Genomic DNA, 18,920 nt, shown 5'->3' on the forward strand with positions numbered 1-18,920 from the left:
AAACGATGCGACAAGAGTTTCTTTCCTGGTTGCGTATTCTCGCGATGGCCAGCGCGGTTTTCGTCATGATCGGATTGCTCATCACAGCCGGTCGCCCGGTGCTGGAGCTCGTGGCGCTCCGATAGGCAGCCCGAGGGGCCGCGCGAACGCAGCAACCGAACGGCGCGCCTAGCCGAGGTAAAGCTCGAGAGGACGATCGAAGCCCTTCAGTTCATAGGGCTTGGCGATCCTGTCCCGCAGGTCGTCGCCCACGCGCTGACACACCGCTGCGGTCACCAGGATCTCGCCGGAGGCGGCGACCGACTGGGCACGCGAAGCCGTATTCACAACCGTCCCGATGGCGGTCAGGTCTCGGTGCGTGCGGCCGAACTCCCCGAAACTGAGCTCGCCGCAATGAATGCCGATCCCGACGCCGACCTCGACCCCGGCGTCGCCCGTCAGTTCGGCAAACTCCGCCTTCCTCGCCGCGCATCGACGCTGGATGTCGCGCGCCGCCAGCAACGCCTGCCGCGCATGATTTTCCTGCCGGATCGGGAAGTTGAATACGGCCATCACCGCGTCGCCGATGGTCTTGTTGAGCAGGCCATCGTACTCCCAGATGGCGCCGGCGCATTCGTCGTAGAAGATGTCGAGCAGGTCGCCCATCGCCGTCGCCGACAGCGACTGCGACAGACTCGTGTAAGCCCGGACGTCGGCGAACAGGATCGTGGCGTCGATCGTGATCTTGGTCGCCTTCATCACGCGCTTGAACATCAGTTCGCAGAAAGTGCAGGTGTTGGGGTTCATGCGGCTCGGACGCAGGCCAACAACACGGAACGGCACCGACAGCGCGCCGCGGAGCGGGATCGGCACATGCATCTGCTGCCAGCATCCCTTGCAGATCAGCGATTGTTGCCGCGCCATATACCGCTCTCTTTGTTCGCTCGGAGACGCCCGGCAATCCTGCGCGCGGCCCTTGCCGGTTTCAAAGGGAGAATCGGCTCCCAGCCCGCAACATAGGATGTGATGCCCGGAGAGGATGCCGCCAGGCTGTTGATTCCATGCATGATTCGGATGGCCCCAAGGTCTTGCCGAAAGACCGAAGTCGGGCAGCCGGCGACCGGCATCTGTTGCCCGGAAGTCACTCCGTCCGGAAACCTGTCGGCGCAGTCGACTGATCACTGGCCGCAAAGCCGCTTCGAGCGTCATATGGATGATAGAGCAGTGGCCCGTGGGGGACCCTGCCTTTGAGGTGATGTTGTGAACGACATTGCTGCAGAGGTCCGGGACATCATCGTCCTGCACCTTGGAGTTGCCGAAGCGCAGATTACCGACGACGCGTCTTTCAAGGACACGCTTGGCGCCGACAGTCTCGACCTGGTCGAGATCGTCATGACCTGCGAGGAACGGTTCGACATCGAAATCCCGACCAAGGTAGCGAGCACCTTCGTCACGGTGGGTGACGCCGTCGGCCACATCCGTTCTCGCCTTGCCGAGCCCGCTGTTCGCTCGGAAAGGGCCCCGATGCGTCGGCCGCACTTTTCCTTCGGGCAGTCGAACTTCCGCTGATCGAGGCCGAGCTCGAAGGCGGCCGGAATTTGGTGCCGATCCCTTCGACCGAGACACGATAAGATGGTGGGATGATCGAGTCGGCACGGCAACGGATTCTCAACGACCGCCCCGAGCGTCCGGGGGAGTATGTCCTCTACTGGATGCAGCAGTCCCAGCGTGAGCGCTTCAATCCCGCGCTCGAAACGGCGGTCGGGTGCGCCAATCGCCTCGGCCTGCCGGTCCTTGTCGGCTTCGGCTTGACCGACGGCTATCCGGAAGCCAATGCGCGGCACTATGCCTTCATGCTCGACGGCCTCGCCGACGTCGGCACGGCCTTGGCACGGCGCGGCATCGGCTTTGCCGTGCTGCGCGGCTCTCCCGAGGCCGTGGCCATCGAGCTGGCGCGCAAGGCAGCGCTCGTCGTCTGCGACCGCGGCTATCTTCGCCATCAGAAGGCGTGGCGCGCGGCCCTGGCCGAGGCCGCTGCCTGCCAGGTGATCCAGATCGAAGGCGATGCCGTCGTGCCGGTCGATCTCGCTTCGGCCAAGCAGGAGATCGGCGCCCGCACGCTGCGCCCCAAGATTCTCAAGCTCCGGGACGAGTTCGTCCGGCCGTTGCCGCGCACCCCGGTCAAGGTAAAGGCGGAGACGCCTGCCCTGCCCAAGGCGCTCGACCTGTCCGACACCGGCCGCCTGCTCGCCAGACTCGACATCGACCGCAGTGTTCCGCCGGTCGACCGTTTCAAGGGAGGGGCCGTCGAGGCCTCCCGGCGGCTGCGGGCCTTCGTCCGCGGCGGGCTCGCGGGCTATGCTGCCGGACGCAGCGAACCTGCGCGGGAGCAGGTGTCCTTCCTCAGCGCCTATCTGCATTTCGGGCAGATCAGCCCCGTCGAGATCGCCCTCGAAGTGAGCGAGGCCGAAGTCGACCGGCCCGACGCGGCCGCCTATCTCGAAGAACTGATCGTGCGGCGCGAACTCGCCATCAATTTCGTCGAACGCGAACCGCGCTACGACAGCTATGCCTGCCTGCCCGAATGGGCACGCCATACGCTCCGCGCCCACGAAACCGATCGCCGCCCTTACGTTTATGGCGCCACGCAGCTTACGGCGGCCGAGACGCACGATCCCTACTGGAACGCCGCGATGCGCGAGATGGTCTTCACCGGCTACATGCACAACTACATGCGCATGTATTGGGGCAAGAAGATTCTGGAATGGTCGTCGACGCCGGAGAAGGCGTTTGCAACGGCGCTGGCCCTGAACAACCGCTACTTCCTGTGCGGCCGCGACCCGAATTCCTACGCTGGCGTCGCCTGGTGCTTCGGCCTGCACGACCGGCCGTGGCCGGAACGGCCGATCTTCGGCAAGGTACGCTCGATGATGGCCTCGGGCCTCGAACGCAAGTTCGACATCGACGCCTATGTGAAGCGCGTGGCGCGCCTCACCTCCTGACGGCACGACCGCAGCGCGGCGAGTCTTCGCCGCGCTGCTGCGCGCCGCCGATGCTACATCGTCGCCTGCTGGATACGCCGCTCGTCGAGGCCGACGGAGCGCGCCGTTTCGACAATGGCGGCCCAGGTATCGTCCGGCAGCGGCACGCCTTCGGCCAGCCGCTGGGTGCGCGTGCGGACCTCGGCTTCGCCCGGCACCAGGATCTCGCCCCCCGCCGTCGCCGGCTTCGAGCTCTTCACGAAGGCCACGTACCTGGCGATATCGGTCGGAAAGAAGCCTTCGGCGTCGAGCACCTTGGGATCGATGTAGAAGGACAGCATGCCGTTTGCGAAGCGCCCGCGCTTGGGGTCCGTCGCGCCGGTGCCGGTGAGCGAGCCGCCCAGGATCTCGCACATGAAGGCCAGCCCCGAGCCCTTGTGGTCGCCGAACGCCCGGATCGCGCCGGTGCCCTTGCTGTGGTCGCGCGGGCCGGTCGGCGTGTAGTCGCCATAGAGCAGATGCGGATCGGCGCTCGGCTTGCCGTCCGGCCCGACCAGGGCGCCGTCCGGCACCTTCTTACCGCCCTGGCTCGCCACCAGCACCTTGCCTTCGGCCACGATCGAGGTCGCGAAGTCGAGGACCAGCGGATCCGTGCCGGGACGCGGCACGCCCACGCAATAGGGCGCGGTGGAGAAGCGCCGCTCGACGCCGCCGAACGGCGCCACGAGGACGCTGCCCGAGGCGTTGACGAAGTGCACCGACACCAGACCGGCAGCGGCCGCCATCTCGGCCCAGTCGCCGACGCGGCCGAGATGGCCCGCGTTGCGCAGGGTCACGGCCGACAGGCCGCTTTTCAGGCACTTGTCGATGCCGATCTGGACCGCCTGCGGCGTCACCGTCTGGCCGAAGCCGTACTTGCCGTCGACGACGGCGATCACCGGCGTGTCGACCAGCACGTCGACCTTCACGTCGGCCACCACGGTGCCGCCCTTCTTCTGCTGGGCGTAGCGCGGCACGCGGACCACGCCGTGGCTGTCGTGGCCCGAGAGGTTGGCACTCACGAGATAGCGGCCGATGCGGCCGCCCTCCTCCTTGGAGCATCCCGCGGAGGCAAAGATATCCGCGACGAAGGCCTCGAGAGCCTTCGCCTTGATCGTCACCGTACCCATGTCAGGACTCCGATCTCAGGACTTGCCGCGCTTCAGGCTCGCGACATAGCCGCGATTCCAGGTCGGGTTGATCATCACCTCGTTGATGACGATGTGCGGCGGCAGGCAGGCGATGTAGCGGATCAGGTCGCCGACATCTTCGGACTGCGCCATGCGCGCCCGCTCGGCCTTGGTGATCGGCACCGGCCGCTTGTCGAGAATCGGCGTCGCGACCTCGCCCGGACAGACGACGCAGGAGCGGATGTTGTTGACGCACTCTTCCATGTTGATCGTGTGGCTCATCGCCACCACGCCGTGCTTGGCCGCCGAATAGGCCGGGCCGCTCAGCAGGCTCGGCACCTTGCCGGCGACCGACGAGGTATGGATCAGCACGCCGCCGCCGGACTTGCGCATCAGCGGCAGGACCGCCGCGGTGCAGTAGAAGGCGCTGGAGAGGTTGCCGTGCACCACCTCGTCGACGCCCTTGGCCGAGAGCTTCGCCCAGCTCCGGTCGAGGATGTTGAGACCGGCATTGTTCACCAGGATGTCGAGGCGACGATACTTCTTGCCGATATCGGCGGCGACCTTGTTGACCGCACTCGCCTTCATGAGATCGGCCGGCTTCACCTCGGCCCTGCCGCCTGCCTTCTTGACCATCGCGGCCGTCGCGGCGAGCGGCGCCTTGCGGCGTCCCGTGAGGACGACCGTCGCCCCCTCCTTCGCCAGTGCAACAGCTGCCGCCTGGCCAATACCCGAACCAGCACCAGTCACCCAGGCGACCTTGCCCGTCAACGAACCCATCGATGTCTCCTTAATAGCGTTTCTGTTATCCCGAGCGCAGCGGAGGATCCCATGTCGGCGGTAACCGCGATGGGGTCCTTCGCTGCGCTCAAGACGACAAGAAGTTCTAAAGCACCTTGCCGGTGCTGTCGTCGATCAGATGCATGTTGCTGAGATCGGCTCTGAGCTTCATCGGCTTGGCGGCAGCCGCTCCTGCGTTGGGATTGACCCGGCCACAGATCTCGATGCCGTTGATCGTGAAGTAGACCAGCGTTTCCATGCCCATCGGTTCGACGACGTCGATCGTCATGTCGAAATCGTGCTGGTTGGGTTCGCTGTGCGGTCGCGTCTCGGTGATGTGCTCCGGACGCAAGCCCAGCAGAAGGTTGGCCTTGCCGACATGCGCCGTGTAGCGCGAGGTGCGGTCTGCAGGCACCGGGAGGGAAAGCTTGTCGTTCAGGCGCACCCGGAGCGCTCCTGCCGCCTGCTCGAGCTGGCAGGGAATGAAGTTCATCGCCGGCGAGCCGATGAAGCCCGCCACGAACTTCGTGGCCGGCGAATGATAGAGATCGTTCGGCGAGCCCACCTGCTCGATCAGGCCGCCATTCATGACGACGACGCGGTCGGCGAGCGTCATGGCCTCGACCTGGTCGTGCGTCACGTAGACCGTCGTGGTGCGCACCTTCTGATGCACCTTCTTGATCTCGGTGCGCATCTGCACGCGCAGCTTGGCGTCTAGGTTCGACAGCGGCTCGTCGAACAGGAACACCTTGGGATCGCGCACGATGGCACGGCCCATGGCGACGCGCTGGCGCTGGCCGCCCGAGAGCTGCTTGGGCTTGCGGTCGAGCAGCTCGGTGATGTCGAGGATCTGGGCCGCCTGCTTCACGCGGCGGTCGATCTCGTCCTTGGGCGTCTTCTTGAGCTTCAGCCCGAACGACATGTTTTCATAGACATTCATGTGCGGGTAGAGCGCGTAGTTCTGGAACACCATGGCGATGTCCCGGTCCTTCGGCGGCACGTCGTTGACCACGTCGCCGCCGATCGCGATGTCGCCGCCCGAGATTTCCTCGAGGCCGGCGATCATGCGCAAGGTCGTGCTCTTGCCGCAGCCCGAAGGCCCGACCAGCACGATGAACTCCTTGTCGGAGATGTCGAGATCGATACCGCGGACGGCCAACACTTCGTCGTACTTCTTGACGACCTTACGCAACGTTACCTGTGCCATGTGTCGACTATCCCTTTGTCGCGCCTGCGGTCAGTCCCGCAATGTAATAGTCCATCAGGAAGGCGTAGATGATGAGCGGCGGCGCGGCGCCGAGCAGCGCGCCGGTCATGATCTGCCCCCAGTTGAAGACGTCGCCCTTGATCAGCGTCGTCACGATGCCCACCGGCAGCACCAGCTCGCTCGTCGAGGTGGTGAAGGCCAGCGGATAGAGGAACTGCGCCCACGCCACCGTGAAGGTGAAGATCGTGGCCGCAATGATCCCCGGCAACGCGACCGGGATGAAGATCTTGGTCAGCGTCTGCATCCAGGTGGCGCCGTCGATCAGCGCCGCCTCGTCGAGCTCCTTCGGGATCGAGGCGAAGTAGCCGATCATGATCCAGGTGGCGAACGGCACGGTCAGCGTCGGGTAGAGGATGATCATCGTCCACCAATGATTCATCAACTGGACGCCGAGCGTCTCGTTGACCCAGGCGAACATCTTGAACAGCGGGATGAACAGCAGGGTTTCCGGGATCAGGTAGGTCAGGAACACGCCGGTCGCCAGCGTGGCCGAGCCCCAGAACTTCATGCGCGCCAGCGCGAAGGCGGCAACGACGCTGATCATCATGGTCAACACGACGACGCAGATCGACACGATCGCCGAGTTCCTGAAGAAGACCAGGAACTGGTTCTGCGACAGAAGATCGATGTAGTTCTGCAGGGTCGGCTCGGAAATCCACCACGGATTGGTCGCCGCCGAAATCTCCGCGCTGGTCTTCAGCGAAGTGATCAGCATGTAGACCGGCGGCATCAGGAAGAAGATGGCGAACAGCACGAGGAAGAAATAGGACCAGCGCAGCGCCCAGCGCCGGTCGCGACTCATGCTGCCGTACTTGGGGCGTGTCGGGGCGCCCGTGGCGCCCGTTGTGATAGTGGCGTTGGCCATCAGACTTCACTCCCCCGCTTGGTGATGTCGCGCAGGATGAAGGTCGCGGCGACGGCCAGGATCGGCACCATGAACAGCGACACGCTGGCGCCCAGTGGAATATCGCCGCCTTCGATGCCGACCCGGAACGCCCAGGTGCCGAAGATGTGCGTACTGTTCAGCGGTCCGCCCGCCGTCAGCACGCGCACGATGTCGAAGTTGGCGAAGGTGACGATCAACGAGAACAGCGCGGTGATGGCGATGATGTTGCGCATCATCGGCAGGGTCACGTACCAGATGCGCTGCCACCAGGTGGCACCGTCGATCGAGGCCGCCTCGTAGAGCTGTTCCGGCACCGACTTCAGCGCCGCGAGATACATGATCATGAAGAACGGCGAGCCGATCCACACATTGACCAGGATGACCGAGAAGCGCGCCCAGCCGGCTTCGCCGGTCCACGGAATGCCGCCGACGCCGAAAAGGGCCAGGATCCAGTTGAGGGCGCTGTAGGACGGATCGAACAGCCACAGCCAGGCGAGCGTGCTCATGGCCGGCGGAATCACCCACGGCACGAGCAGCATGCCGCGCCACTTGCGCTGGCCCTTGGAAGGGATGTTGTGCACGAAATGGGCGACCACGAAGCCGATGATCGCCTTGAAGATCACCGCGGTGATCGCGAACAGACAGGACTGGTAGACGACCAGCCAGAACGTGTCGCGGCCGAAGAGGAACTCGAAGTTCCCGAAGCCGACGAAGCGCGTCATGCCCTTGTTCAGTGTCGCGAGGTAGATCGCATAGCCGGCGGGATAGGCCACCAGGATCGCGATCAACAAAATGAGGGGAAGCGCCATCAGGAAAGCGATGGTCGACTTGCGCTGCATCAACTTGTGCAGGCCGCTGCGCTGGCTGCCTGCGCCGACGGCCGGATTACGGGCCGCGATATCTGCCATGGCTTGTGCTCCTGATGGGGTGGCCGATGTGACGGGTCAAGGGGACGCCGCGAAAGGCGGCATCCCCCAAACCGATCAAAGACGACGCATCAGTTGCGCGAGAAGCCTTCGAGTTCCCCAGCCGCCCAGTCGAGCGTCTTCTCCATCGCCTCGCCCTTGGCGTAGCGGACGACCATCTGGGTCTGGATTGCCTGCGTGTAGATCTGCTCGGCGATCTTGTGCGGCGCGGGCGCCGCGGCGATCGAGAGCGTCTGATGATTGTGCGGATTCGGATAGTGGTAGAGCGTGCCCTTCGGCGGCGCTTCCTCGGCCCATACCTTGAAGGTGGTCAGGTTGGCGAAGGCCGGCAGGTCGTAGCCACCGGACGCCACCACCATCTTCTCGGCCGACGACGCCTGCGAGAGGAAGGTGAGCAGGCTCTTGGCCGCCGCCTGGTTCTTGCTGAAGTTCCATACCCCCCAGAAGAACGGCAGGAACGGCGCATAGCGGCCCTTCGGACCGACCGGGAAACCGTGCGTCCAGAGCTGTTCGGCGACCTGCGGCGCATCGCGCTTGGCGACGGCCCAGGCGCTGGGCGGGTTCATGATCAGCGAGCCCTGGCCCGAGACCAGGAACTTGTTGTTGCTGGCATCGTCCCACGACGGCACGTCGGGCGGCAGGAAGGCCATCAGGCGCTTGTAGTATTCCATGGCCTGGCGCACCGGGTCGGACTTGACCGTGATGTTGCCCTTGGCGTCGACCAGCATCGCGCCGAAGGCGTGGAAGAACGCGCCGGCCGCATCGACATTGTCCGACGTCGTTCCGAGGCCGATGCCGAACGGATTGCCGCCCTTGTGGCAGGCTTCCGCCGCTTTAATGAAGGTGTCGAGGTTCCAGTTTTCGGCCTTGGGTGGCGCACCGGCCGGATACATCGCCTGGATGTCGATGCCGGCATACTTCTTCAGATAGTCGATGCGCGAGCACGGCCCCTTGATCTGGCTGCCGACCGTGGCCGGCACGGCAAGCCATTTGCCGCCGACCTTGCCGAGATACTCGACAGTGCCGTTGACCGCACCGTTGGCCTTGATCAGCGGCTCGACGATGTCGTTCATCGGCACGAGCTGCTCGGCATAGCGCGACGGCAGCCAGGTCGAAAAAGCGAGAACGTCGTGGCCTGACTTCGCCTGGGATTCCGCTGCGGTCGTCAGCAGCAGCTTGTTGCCCTGCGAGGTGATGTAGTCGATTGTGACCTCGACCTTTTCCTTGTCGGCCCACTCCTTCACGAGGTCCGTGGTCGCCTTGTTGGCGCCCGGCACCCAGTGGTCCCAAAATCCGATCGACAGTTTGCCCGCAGCATTGGCGCTGCGAACGAACGGTGCGGCGACCAAAGCCGTCGATGCGACGGCAGTTCCGGCCACGAAACGACGACGACTGACCTTTGTCGAAACCATGTTTCCTCCTCTGCGCCGGTTTGCCGGCTGATGATAGCGCTCACATTTTTACGAAGAGTTTTCGCACGGAGCCTTGGAGCAAATGCTATGCACAACACGCCGAGCAAGCAACGGGTTTTGGCACGCATCCCGAAATGAGCAATATTTGACAGTCCGAGAGGACGTCTGGATGCTCCGCGCGCAGCCAATCGAGAGAGCCGCGGAGGAAGACGTCGTGCGCGAAAACACTGTGAAATCGATCTGGAAAAAGGGCGGCGCCGCCGTCAACGGCTGGCTGGGAATCCCGAGCGGTGTGGCTGCCGAAGGCATGGCGCAAGGCGGATGGGATTCGCTTACGGCCGACCTGCAGCACGGTTTGATCGATTATCAGGCAGCCGTGTCGCTCTTCCAGGCGATCGCCACGACGCCGACGATTCCCCTGGCGCGCGTGCCGTGGAACGAGCCCGGTATCATCATGAAGCTGCTCGACGCCGGGGCCTTCGGAATCATCTGTCCCATGGTGAATAGCCGCGCCGAATGCGAGGCCTTCGTCGGCGCCTGCCGCTATGCACCGGCCGGCTATCGCAGCGTCGGCCCGACGCGCGCCAACTGGCTGCACGGCACCGATTACGTAAAGAATGCAAATGACACGGTGCTCACCTTTGCGATGATCGAGACCAAGAAGGCGATGGAGAATCTCGACGACATCCTGTCGACGCCCGGTCTCGATGCCGTTTATGTCGGCCCGGCCGATCTCGGCCTGTCGCTGGGCGGCGAACCGCGCGGCGACCAGACCGATCCCAAGATCGTCGACGCCATCCAGACCATCGTGAAGGCCTGCAAGAAGCACAAGATCCATGCCGGCATCCATTGCGGCTCGACCGACTACGCCAAGAAGGCAATCGGCTGGGGCTTCCAGTTCACGACCATCCTGGCCGACAACGCATTGCTGGTGAACGCCGCCAAGGCGACTGTCGCGGCGATGCGCGAAGGCAACGCGACCGGAGCCAAGAGCGCCGGCGGCAGCATGTACTGAGGTGTCTTTCGTCTTATGAAAACCGTTCCCGCCGCCAATCCCTGGCTCGCCGCCGTTGCTCCCTCGCCCATCGGCGAGACCAAGCGTTGGGTCCTGGGCCGCACCTTTCCCGCCGACCGCCCGCTCATCGATCTCAGCCAGGCCGTGCCGGGCTACCCGCCGGCGCTGGAGCTGCGCAAGCACCTGGGCGAGCTGCTGCTCGATCCAGCCATGCACGGCTACACGCCGATCCTCGGCCTGCCGACCCTGCGCGAGACCTACGCCGCCCATCTCTCGTCCTTCTACGGCGCACGGATCGGCGCCGACGAGGTCGGAATCACCTCGGGCTGCAACCAGGCCTTCTGCCTTGCCCTGATGAGCATCGCACAGGCCGGCGACCAGGTGATCCTGCCGCGACCGCACTACTTCAATCACGACATGTGGATGCGCATGCAGGGCGTCGAGCCGGTGTCGCTCGACTTCCGGCCGGGGAGCGGCGCAGTGCCCAATGCCGAGGATGCCGAAAAGCTGATCGGCCCGCGCACGCGCGCCATCGTGCTGATCTCGCCCAACAATCCGACGGGCGCCGTCTATCCGCGCGCGACCATCCACGCCTTCTACGAACTCGCCAAGAAGCACGGCATCGCCCTGCTGCTCGACGAGACCTACAAGGACTTCCTGCCCGAGGGCGAGCGCCCGCATGGGCTGTTCGACGAGCCCGACTGGCAGGGCACGCTCGTCCACCTCTACAGCTTCTCCAAGGTCTTCGCGCTGACCGGCTACCGCGTCGGCGGCGTCACCGCCGGCGCCGGGCTGATGGCCGAGATCGAGAAGGCGATGGACTGTGTCTCGATCTGTCCGCCGCGGCTCGGCCAGGAGGCCGCGCTCTACGGACTGCGCAACCTCCTGCCCTGGGCCCGGAAGAACACGGAGGGGCTGAAGGCGCGCGCCGACCTGCTGGGCCAGGGCCTGCAGAAGTCGAACCGCTGGCGGCTGGTCAGCATCGGCGCCTACTTCGCCTACGTCGAACATCCCTTCGCGGACCAGCCTTCGACCGCGGTGTCCAAGCGGCTGGCCGACGAGGAGAACCTGCTCACCATTCCCGGCGACATGTTCGGCGCCGGTCAGGAACGCTTCGTCCGTTTGGCCTTCGCCAACGTGACGGACGACAAGATCCCAGCCGTGCTGGAACGCCTCGAACGCTTCGGGGAGTCCGGTCCGGCGTAGGACGGCAGCAGCGCCGGCCGACGATTATGCGGCGGGATAGACGATCGTTCCGTCGGCCCGCACGACGGCGCCCTCCGTCAAACGGGCGGGCACCAGACGGCCCGCCCCCATGATATGGAAGACGGTCGCCCCGGCCGCGATAAGATAGTCCGCGACGATGCGGCGGTGGCATCGCCACCATACGGCTTCCGAACACATGATCGCGCAGCGCCGCTTGCTTCCCTCGTCGAGCAGGTGCTCCAGCCCCGACCGGAACGGCGCCGTGAGGGCATAGTCGGCGTAATTGTGGAAGCTCTTGTTTCTCCAGAGATCGTTGACGCTTTCGGGCAGCGCCGGCGCTTCTCCGCGATAACCGCCAAGCGCCGCCATGTGCTCGTAACGGATGCCGGCGGGCGCCAGCGCCTCAGGCAGAGTATCCTCGTTGAACTGCGGGTTGGTTCGCGATCTCGGAAACCGTCTGATGTCCGCGACGAGATCGACTTCGGCCTCGCGCAACAGGCCGACGACCTCCGCGAGGCTGCGGTTCGAGTGGCCGATGGTAAAGAACGGAAGGCTCAAGTCTTCCCCTTGGGGGCTGGTGTTCGTTCGAGCACCTTTCCCCTGTGGGCCGCGATGTGATCTGTCCTGTCGCTTTTGATCTCGTACTGCGGATCGTCTTCCGATGCGCGGTGCATGTGGTTCTTGTATTCGAAATCCCGGGTGTGAACCGCGATGATCGTTCCCGACACCCGGCCTGCCTCGGAATTCCAGCTCACGTGATCGCCGATCCTGAATCTCTCGGCCATCTTGCGCCTCCTTATTCCGACCTCACCGTCACCGCGTGATTGAGCGGGCCATGGCCGCGGCCGAAGCCCGGCGCGGTCTCGATGGCCTTGCGCACGTAGGCGCGAGCGCGCGCGACGGCATCGTACAGGCTCATCTTCTGGGCAAGGCCTGCGGCGATCGCCGAAGCGAGCGTACAGCCCGTGCCGTGCGTGCTGCGGCTTTCGATACGCCGGTCCTCGAAACGGTCGAAACGGCCTTCGTGGAAAAGCAGATCGACGACGCGGTCGCCATCGAGATGGCCGCCCTTCATCAGCACGGCCTTGGCGCCGAGTGCTGCGATCCTCTCGGCCGCGCGCTTCATGTCGGCCTCTACCCGGACCGGAAGCCCGGCCAACACCTCGGCCTCGGGCAGGTTGGGCGTAACAAGTGCCGCCATCGGCAACAGCACGTCGCGCAGGGCCGTCTCGGCCTCGTTCAGCAGCAGCCGGTGTCCGCCCTTGGCCACCATCACCGGGTCGACGACCAGCGGCACGCCGGGAGCGTGTTTCCTGATTCCCGCGGTTACGACACCGATGACCTCGGCGCTGTGCAGCATGCCGGTCTTCAACGCGTCAGCGCCGATATCGGTCAGCACGACCTCGATCTGCTGCGCGATGAAGGCAGGATCGACCGCCAGGACGCCGTGCACGCCTTCGGTGTTCTGCGCCGTGAGTGCCGTGATCGCGGTAGCGGCAAAGCCACCCATGGCGGTGACGGCCTTGATGTCGGCCTGAATGCCGGCGCCGCCCCCGGAATCGGAGCCGGCCATGATCAACACACGCCCTTTCATGACTTCCTCTACGCCGCCGGCTGCGGAATCGCCTCGATGATCTGATCGACGACCGCGCGCACGAGATCGGAATCGTCGCCCTCGGCCATGACGCGGATCAGGGGCTCGGTACCCGACTTGCGGACCAGGATGCGCCCGTTCTTGCCGAGCTTGGCCTCGGCATCGGCAATCGCCCGCGCAACGACGTCGGCGCCCAACGCCTCGTTGGCGTTGGCGACTCGGACGTTCTTTAGGAGCTGCGGCACCGGCTCGAAGGCGCGGAAGGTCTCGCTCGCCGGCCTGCCGCTGCGGATCATCGCCGCCAGAGCCTGCAGCGCGGCCATCAGCCCGTCGCCGGTGGTGGCGTAGTCGGTCATGATGATGTGGCCGGACTGTTCGCCGCCCAGGTTGAAGCCGTCGCTGCGCATGCGCTCCAGCACGTAACGGTCGCCAACCTGGGTGCGCACGAGGTCGAGCTTGCGGGCGCCGAGATAGCGCTCCAGCCCGAGATTGGACATCACCGTCGCCACGACGCCGCGGCCCCTGAGCCGGCCATCGCGCATCCAGTGATCGGAGATCGTGGCCATCAACTGGTCGCCGTCGATCACCTGGCCGCGCTCGCACACCAGCACTACACGGTCGGCATCACCGTCGAGCGCGATGCCGATATGGGCATGGTGCGTCACCACCTGCTCCTGCAGCACGCCGGGATGGGTGGAGCCGCAGTTACCGTTGATGTTGAAGCCGTCCGGCGTCACGCCGACCGGCACGACGTCGGCGCCGAGTTCCCAGAGAACCGTCGGCGCCACCTTGTAGGCGGCCCCGTTGGCGCAATCGACGACGATCTTGAGACCGCTGAGGTCGACCGCCTTGGCGACCGACCCCTTCACCGCCTCGATGTAACGGCCATCGGCATCGTCGATGCGGCGGGCACGGCCGATATCCGGCGACGCCGCGAGCCTCATCTCCCGCGGCGAGGCGACCAGCGCACCGATCTGGATTTCGACCGCATCGGAAAGCTTGAAGCCGTCCGGACCGAACAGCTTGATGCCGTTATCCTCGTAGGGATTGTGCGAGGCCGAGATCATGACGCCGACATCGGCCCGCATGGAGCGGGTCAGGAAGCCGACGGCGGGAGTCGGCACGGGGCCCAGCAGCAGCACGTCGACGCCGACCGAAAGAAAGCCCGCGGTCAGGGCCTGTTCGATCATGTAGCCGGAAAGGCGGGTGTCCTTGCCGATCACCGCGCGATTGCGGTGGGCGCCGCGGCGGAAGACCTGTCCGGCGGCCATGCCGATACGCATGGCGATCTCGGCGGTCATGGGCTCGCTGTTGGCGCGGCCGCGAACGCCGTCGGTTCCGAAAAGAGTGCGGGGCATTTGATCAAACCTACTTCATTGCCGCCCAGACCGCGAGGGCCTGGCGGGTCGCCACGACGTTATGAACACGTACGATCGTCGCCCCGTGCCGCACGGCCTCGACGGCCAGCCACGCCGAGGCCGGATCGCGATCGGCGGGTTTGGCGACGCCCGTCAGCTTGCCGATGAAGCTCTTGCGCGAGCAGCCGATCAGGACGGGATAGCCCGCCTCGGCGAAGCGCCCCGCTCCGGCAATCAGTTGCAGTTCCTGCGCAACGCTCTTGCCGAAGCCGATACCGGGATCGAGGGCGATGCGCTCGCGTTTCACGCCGGCCGCCTCGCAGGCCGCCGCCCGTTCGAGCAGGAACGTCCGGATGTCCTCGACCACATCGGCATAGGCCGGCCCCGCGAAGGTGTTTTCCGGCAGGCCACGCCGATGCATCAGGATCACCTCGGCTTGCCTCTCGGCGACCAGCGGCAGCATCGCCTCGTCGTCGCGCAGGGCGGAGATGTCGTTCACGATCCGCGCACCTGCGTCCAGCGCCGCCCGAGCCACGGAAGCACGGCGCGTATCGATGGAGACGACGAGCCCGTGCTTCGCCAGCCCCTCGACCACGGGCAAGATGCGCTGCCGTTCGTCCTCCGGCGAGGTGGGGTGCGAACCCGGCCGCGTCGACTCGCCGCCGATATCCAGGATGTCGGCGCCCTCGGCAACAAAACGCAGGCCATCGTCGATGGCCCGCGCGGGGTCGAGGCGTTCACCGCCGTCGGAAAAGGAATCGGGTGTCACATTGACGATCGCCATCACCAGCGGGTGATGGCGATCGAGCGGGAGCCCCGCGAAACGAGCCGTCAATCTTTCGGCTTCAGACGCCAGGCTGCGGTTCGGGATTGGCGCCGCCCGGCGCCGTACCGGCACCCTGCCCCGAGCTGGTCGGGACGGAGGCGCGACGCCGACGCTCGGGACCGGCCCCGCCCGTGTCGTCGCGCACGATCTTCTCGCCGCGCAGGATCTGGCGGATCTCGTCGTTGCTGAGCGTCTCGTACTCCAGCAGCGCCTTGGAGATCGTGTGCAGATCGTCGAGGTGCTCGGTCAGGATGGTGCGGGCATGACCCTCGGCCTCCTCGATCAGGCGGCGAACCTCCTGGTCGATCAGCTGCGCGGTCGCCTCCGAGACGTTCTGCGTCTGCGTGACGGCGTGGCCCAGGAACACTTCCTGCTCGTTCGCCTGATAGCGCACGCGGCCGAGCTTCTCGGACATGCCGTAGGCGGTGATCATGCCACGCGCCGTCTGGGTCGCGACCTGGATGTCGCTGGCCGCACCCGTCGTCACGTTCTCCGGACCGAACACCAGCTCCTCGGCGATGCGGCCGCCGAACATGATGGCCAGACGCGACTCGAGATACTGCTTGGTGTGGCTGAGATGGTCGCGTTCCGGCAACTGCATGGTGACGCCGAGCGCCCGGCCGCGCGGGATGATCGTCACCTTGTGCAGCGGATCGCTCTTCGGGACATGCATGGCGACCAGTGCGTGACCGGCCTCGTGATAGGCCGTCAGCCGCTTCTCTTCGTCGGTCATCGCCATGGAGCGGCGCTCGGTGCCCATCAGCACCTTGTCCTTGGCGTATTCGAAGTCGCCCATGGTGACGAGGCGCTTGCCGACGCGGGCGGCGCGCAACGCCGCCTCGTTCACGAGGTTGGCGAGATCGGCGCCGGAGAAACCCGGCGTCCCCCGCGCCAGCACGCGCGGCTCGACGTCCGGCGCCAGCGGCACCTTGCGCATGTGGACCTTGAGGATCTTCTCGCGGCCCCCGACGTCGGGGTTCGGCACGATGACCTGACGGTCGAAACGGCCCGGACGCAGCAGCGCGGGATCGAGCACGTCCGGCCGGTTGGTCGCGGCGATCAGGATGACGCCTTCGTTGGACTCGAAGCCGTCCATCTCGACCAGCAACTGGTTGAGCGTCTGCTCGCGCTCGTCGTTGCCGCCGCCCAGGCCGGCACCGCGATGGCGGCCGACGGCGTCGATCTCGTCGATGAACACGATGCAGGGCGCGTTCTTCTTGGCCTGCTCGAACATGTCGCGCACGCGGCTCGCGCCCACGCCCACGAACATCTCGACGAAGTCGGAGCCCGAGATGGTGAAGAACGGCACGTTGGCTTCGCCCGCAATGGCACGCGCCAGCAGCGTCTTGCCGGTACCCGGAGGACCGACCAGCAAGCAGCCCTTGGGAATCTTGCCGCCCAGGCGCTGGAACTTCTGCGGGTCCTTCAGGAAGTCGACGATCTCTTCCAGTTCGGACTTGGCCTCGTCGATGCCGGCCACGTCCTCGAAGGTGACGCGGCCATGCTTCTCGGTCAGCAGTCGCGCCCGCGACTTGCCGAAGCCCATGGCGCGGCCGGTGCCGCTCTGCATCTGGCGCAGGAAGAAGATATAGACGCCGACAAGCACGAGGACGGGCAGCCAGCTCACGAAGATGCTGCCGAGATTGACGCCCTCTTCCGCCGGCCCGGCGTCGACGCGATCGACGTTCTTGATGAGCAGCGGCATCAGCTGATCGTCGGGCGGCGTGCTCGGCGCGTAGGTGGCGAACTTCTGCACGCCATTGCGCGGCTCGCGGAAGGTACCGCTGATCGTGTTGCCCTGGATGCGGACATCCTGAACCTGGCGCTGCTCGACGGCGCGCACGAAGTCGGAATAGGAAATTGTATTGCCGGCAGTCCGGGTCGCCCCACCCTGGAACACGCTGTAAAGCAGCGCGAGCAGCAACACGATGACGATCCAGAGGGCGGCGTTGCGATTGAACGGGTTCACTTTTGCCTTCCGCTAAGTGGGGCTTTTCTCAAGATGGGTTGCGTCGACGCTGCCGCAAGCAAAAAAAGCAGCAGGAATCAAAGGCTGCCTTCCCTTCCTGCCATTTTCAGGGCGGACAATCCACAACAGGCGGCGTCCGATTTCGGCCTGACGCAATGCAAATTGGCAGCCTGACAGCGTAAAATCCCCGCCCCGGCCCGATTTCCCGCGGCTCGACGGGCCCGACAGCCGCGCGACGGCGCGGGCGAGCCGGTCCTGCCGCGGCGGATGGTCTCCACCCCCGATCGCCTGGACGATGCGGCTGACCAGTCGGCGTTGCAGATCGACTGGGATTTGCACGAAACCCGCGCGGTCGAGGACGAGCGCCCGATCCCGGTCGAAATCCAGCAGCGCGACGGCAGCCTCGGCCATCTGCCGCTCCCCGGCTGCGCGCTGGCCCTCGATAACCGGACGGTCTGGCGGTACCGTGCCCGCCGCCCGCAGGCGCGCCCGCTCGAATCGCGGGTCCAGATTCGAAGGATCGTCGATCCAGGCAATGCCAAGCACCTTCAGGGTTGCAGAAAGCCGGGAGCGCGGGACGCCGAGCAACGGCCGCAGCAGACGAAGTTCGGGCCATTCCAGGAGCGCCGCCATGCCGGCCAACCCGTCGCTGCCACTGCGGCGCGCGGCGCGCATGACCACCGTTTCGGCCTGGTCATCGGCCTGGTGCGCCACCAGCAGGTGAAGAAGGCCGCGCTGGCGGCAGGCGTCGCGCAGGAGACGGTAGCGTGCCTGGCGCGCGGCCTGTTGCACGCCGGTCGCGGGCTTCGGTCCCGTCCAGGTCAGCAGGTGAGCCTCGATGCCCTGGCCTCGCAACAATTCGCATGTTTCACGCGCTTCGCGAGCCGCCTCGACCCGCAGGCCATGGTCGACGACGAAGGCGATGGCGCGGCCGCCCCGCTCCCGAGCCCATCGGTCGGCCAGCAACGCGAGGCAGAGAGAGTCTCGCCCGCCCGAGACGGCGACGGCCAGTTCGGGTCGCGCCTCGAAGGGCGCGAAAGGCGCCATCAGGCGTTGGAACTCCTGAAGACCGAGCGGTGTTGCAGCGGCCTCGTCGATCACCCGCAGCCGTTCTTCTGGCGCTCCTGGTCGATCCGCCGCTTCTGCAGATCGGTGGCGCGCGGATAGTCCTGAGTGAAACGGGCAAACACCGCGCAGGCATCGGACTTGCGGTTGAGCGCCGCCATGGTGATGCCGAGCTTCAGCAGATTGTCCGGCCCCTTCTGGCTGGTCTTGTAGACCTTGTAGCCTTCGGCGAAGGCAGTCATCGCGTTCTGGTAGTCGCGACGGGCATAATAGGTTTCGCCCAGCCAGTACTGGGCGTTGCCCGCGAGCTTGTTCTGCGGATTGCGCTGCACGAACGTCCTGAAGCCGCGCTCGGCGCCGGCGTAGTCGCCTTCCTGCAGCTTCTTGAAAGCCTCGTCGTAGAGCTGGTCGGCGGAACCGCCCCCCGCACCCGCCGACGGAGCGGGACTCGGCGCCGGCGCGGCGGCCTGGGCGCCGGGGCGCGGCG

Annotated in this window: 19 protein-coding genes; 4 read left to right on the forward strand and 15 right to left on the reverse strand. The window is 65.7% G+C overall.

The genetic code is table 11. The annotated features are described in order from the left end of the window. Window positions 1-168: 168 nt before the first annotated feature. Entirely contained in the window at window positions 169-903 is a 735-nt protein-coding gene (locus tag BN60_RS14130) for an adenylate/guanylate cyclase domain-containing protein (protein WP_020696735.1), read from the reverse strand. Between the two features lie 336 nt (window positions 904-1,239). Between BN60_RS14130 and BN60_RS14135 the strand changes: the two genes are divergently transcribed. Both BN60_RS14135 and BN60_RS14140 read left to right on the forward strand, forming a co-directional pair. Next, a complete protein-coding gene (locus BN60_RS14135) occupies window positions 1,240-1,548 on the forward strand; it encodes an acyl carrier protein (RefSeq protein WP_020696736.1) in 309 nt (102 codons plus the stop codon). Between the two features lie 71 nt (window positions 1,549-1,619). Then, window positions 1,620-2,981, forward strand: coding sequence for a deoxyribodipyrimidine photo-lyase (locus BN60_RS14140; protein ID WP_020696737.1), 1,362 nt, complete (start codon window positions 1,620-1,622; stop codon window positions 2,979-2,981). Window positions 2,982-3,034: 53 nt separating this feature from the next. On the opposite strand, the gene BN60_RS14145 is transcribed toward BN60_RS14140, so the two are convergent. From BN60_RS14145 to BN60_RS14170, 6 genes are all read right to left on the reverse strand, one after another. Then, on the reverse strand, window positions 3,035-4,129 hold the full coding sequence (locus tag BN60_RS14145; RefSeq protein ID WP_020696738.1) for a malate/lactate/ureidoglycolate dehydrogenase: 1,095 nt from the start codon (window positions 4,127-4,129) through the stop codon (window positions 3,035-3,037). 15 nt (window positions 4,130-4,144) lie between these two features. Beyond that, on the reverse strand, window positions 4,145-4,909 hold the full coding sequence (locus BN60_RS14150) for an SDR family oxidoreductase (protein WP_020696739.1): 765 nt from the start codon (window positions 4,907-4,909) through the stop codon (window positions 4,145-4,147). 106 nt (window positions 4,910-5,015) lie between these two features. Beyond that, on the reverse strand, window positions 5,016-6,116 hold the full coding sequence (locus BN60_RS14155) for an ABC transporter ATP-binding protein (protein WP_020696740.1): 1,101 nt from the start codon (window positions 6,114-6,116) through the stop codon (window positions 5,016-5,018). A 7-nt stretch (window positions 6,117-6,123) separates the two neighbouring features. Continuing rightward, window positions 6,124-7,041, reverse strand: a complete 918-nt coding sequence (locus tag BN60_RS14160) for a carbohydrate ABC transporter permease (RefSeq protein ID WP_020696741.1) — start codon at window positions 7,039-7,041, stop codon at window positions 6,124-6,126. Continuing rightward, window positions 7,041-7,970, reverse strand: a complete 930-nt coding sequence (locus BN60_RS14165) for a carbohydrate ABC transporter permease (protein ID WP_020696742.1) — start codon at window positions 7,968-7,970, stop codon at window positions 7,041-7,043. Before BN60_RS14165 ends, BN60_RS14160 begins: the two co-directional genes overlap by 1 nt. Window positions 7,971-8,059: 89 nt before the next feature. Continuing rightward, window positions 8,060-9,400, reverse strand: coding sequence for an ABC transporter substrate-binding protein (locus BN60_RS14170; protein WP_020696743.1), 1,341 nt, complete (start codon window positions 9,398-9,400; stop codon window positions 8,060-8,062). 214 nt (window positions 9,401-9,614) lie between these two features. On the opposite strand from BN60_RS14170, the gene BN60_RS14175 reads away from it, so the two are divergent. Together BN60_RS14175 and BN60_RS14180 are read left to right on the forward strand one after the other, a co-directional pair. Further along, window positions 9,615-10,415, forward strand: coding sequence for an HpcH/HpaI aldolase family protein (locus BN60_RS14175; RefSeq protein ID WP_043285617.1), 801 nt, complete (start codon window positions 9,615-9,617; stop codon window positions 10,413-10,415). 15 nt (window positions 10,416-10,430) lie between these two features. Beyond that, window positions 10,431-11,621 (forward strand): aminotransferase, encoded by a 1,191-nt coding sequence (locus tag BN60_RS14180; protein WP_020696745.1) that lies wholly within the window; start codon window positions 10,431-10,433, stop codon window positions 11,619-11,621. A 24-nt stretch (window positions 11,622-11,645) separates the two neighbouring features. Here BN60_RS14180 and BN60_RS14185 read toward each other — a convergent pair whose 3' ends face one another. The 8 genes from BN60_RS14185 to ybgF all read right to left on the reverse strand — a co-directional run. Continuing rightward, complete coding sequence (locus tag BN60_RS14185) at window positions 11,646-12,179, reverse strand: DUF488 domain-containing protein (protein ID WP_020696746.1); 534 nt, start codon at window positions 12,177-12,179, stop codon at window positions 11,646-11,648. Continuing rightward, entirely contained in the window at window positions 12,176-12,406 is a 231-nt protein-coding gene (locus tag BN60_RS14190; RefSeq protein ID WP_020696747.1) for a hypervirulence associated TUDOR domain-containing protein, read from the reverse strand. The genes BN60_RS14185 and BN60_RS14190 overlap by 4 nt, the downstream gene beginning before the upstream one ends. An 11-nt stretch (window positions 12,407-12,417) precedes the next feature. Next, window positions 12,418-13,215 (reverse strand): bifunctional hydroxymethylpyrimidine kinase/phosphomethylpyrimidine kinase, encoded by a 798-nt coding sequence (gene thiD, locus BN60_RS14195; RefSeq protein ID WP_020696748.1) that lies wholly within the window; start codon window positions 13,213-13,215, stop codon window positions 12,418-12,420. An 8-nt stretch (window positions 13,216-13,223) separates the two neighbouring features. Then, entirely contained in the window at window positions 13,224-14,573 is a 1,350-nt protein-coding gene (glmM, locus tag BN60_RS14200; protein WP_020696749.1) for a phosphoglucosamine mutase, read from the reverse strand. A gap of 10 nt (window positions 14,574-14,583) precedes the next feature. Beyond that, window positions 14,584-15,408 (reverse strand): dihydropteroate synthase, encoded by an 825-nt coding sequence (folP, locus tag BN60_RS14205; RefSeq protein WP_020696750.1) that lies wholly within the window; start codon window positions 15,406-15,408, stop codon window positions 14,584-14,586. Between the two features lie 10 nt (window positions 15,409-15,418). Next, a complete protein-coding gene (gene ftsH, locus BN60_RS14210) occupies window positions 15,419-17,368 on the reverse strand; it encodes an ATP-dependent zinc metalloprotease FtsH (protein WP_020696751.1) in 1,950 nt (649 codons plus the stop codon). A 12-nt stretch (window positions 17,369-17,380) separates the two neighbouring features. Further along, window positions 17,381-18,469 carry a tRNA lysidine(34) synthetase TilS gene (gene tilS, locus BN60_RS28960; protein WP_020696752.1) on the reverse strand — a complete coding sequence of 363 codons (1,089 nt, stop codon included), beginning with the start codon at window positions 18,467-18,469 and terminating at the stop codon, window positions 17,381-17,383. Continuing rightward, on the reverse strand, window positions 18,466-18,920 hold a 455-nt coding region (ybgF, locus tag BN60_RS14220; protein WP_020696753.1), incomplete at its 5' end, for a tol-pal system protein YbgF. The genes tilS and ybgF, both read right to left, overlap by 4 nt.

It is taken from the genome of Reyranella massiliensis 521, assembly GCF_000312425.1.
GTDB lineage: Bacteria > Pseudomonadota > Alphaproteobacteria > Reyranellales > Reyranellaceae > Reyranella > Reyranella massiliensis.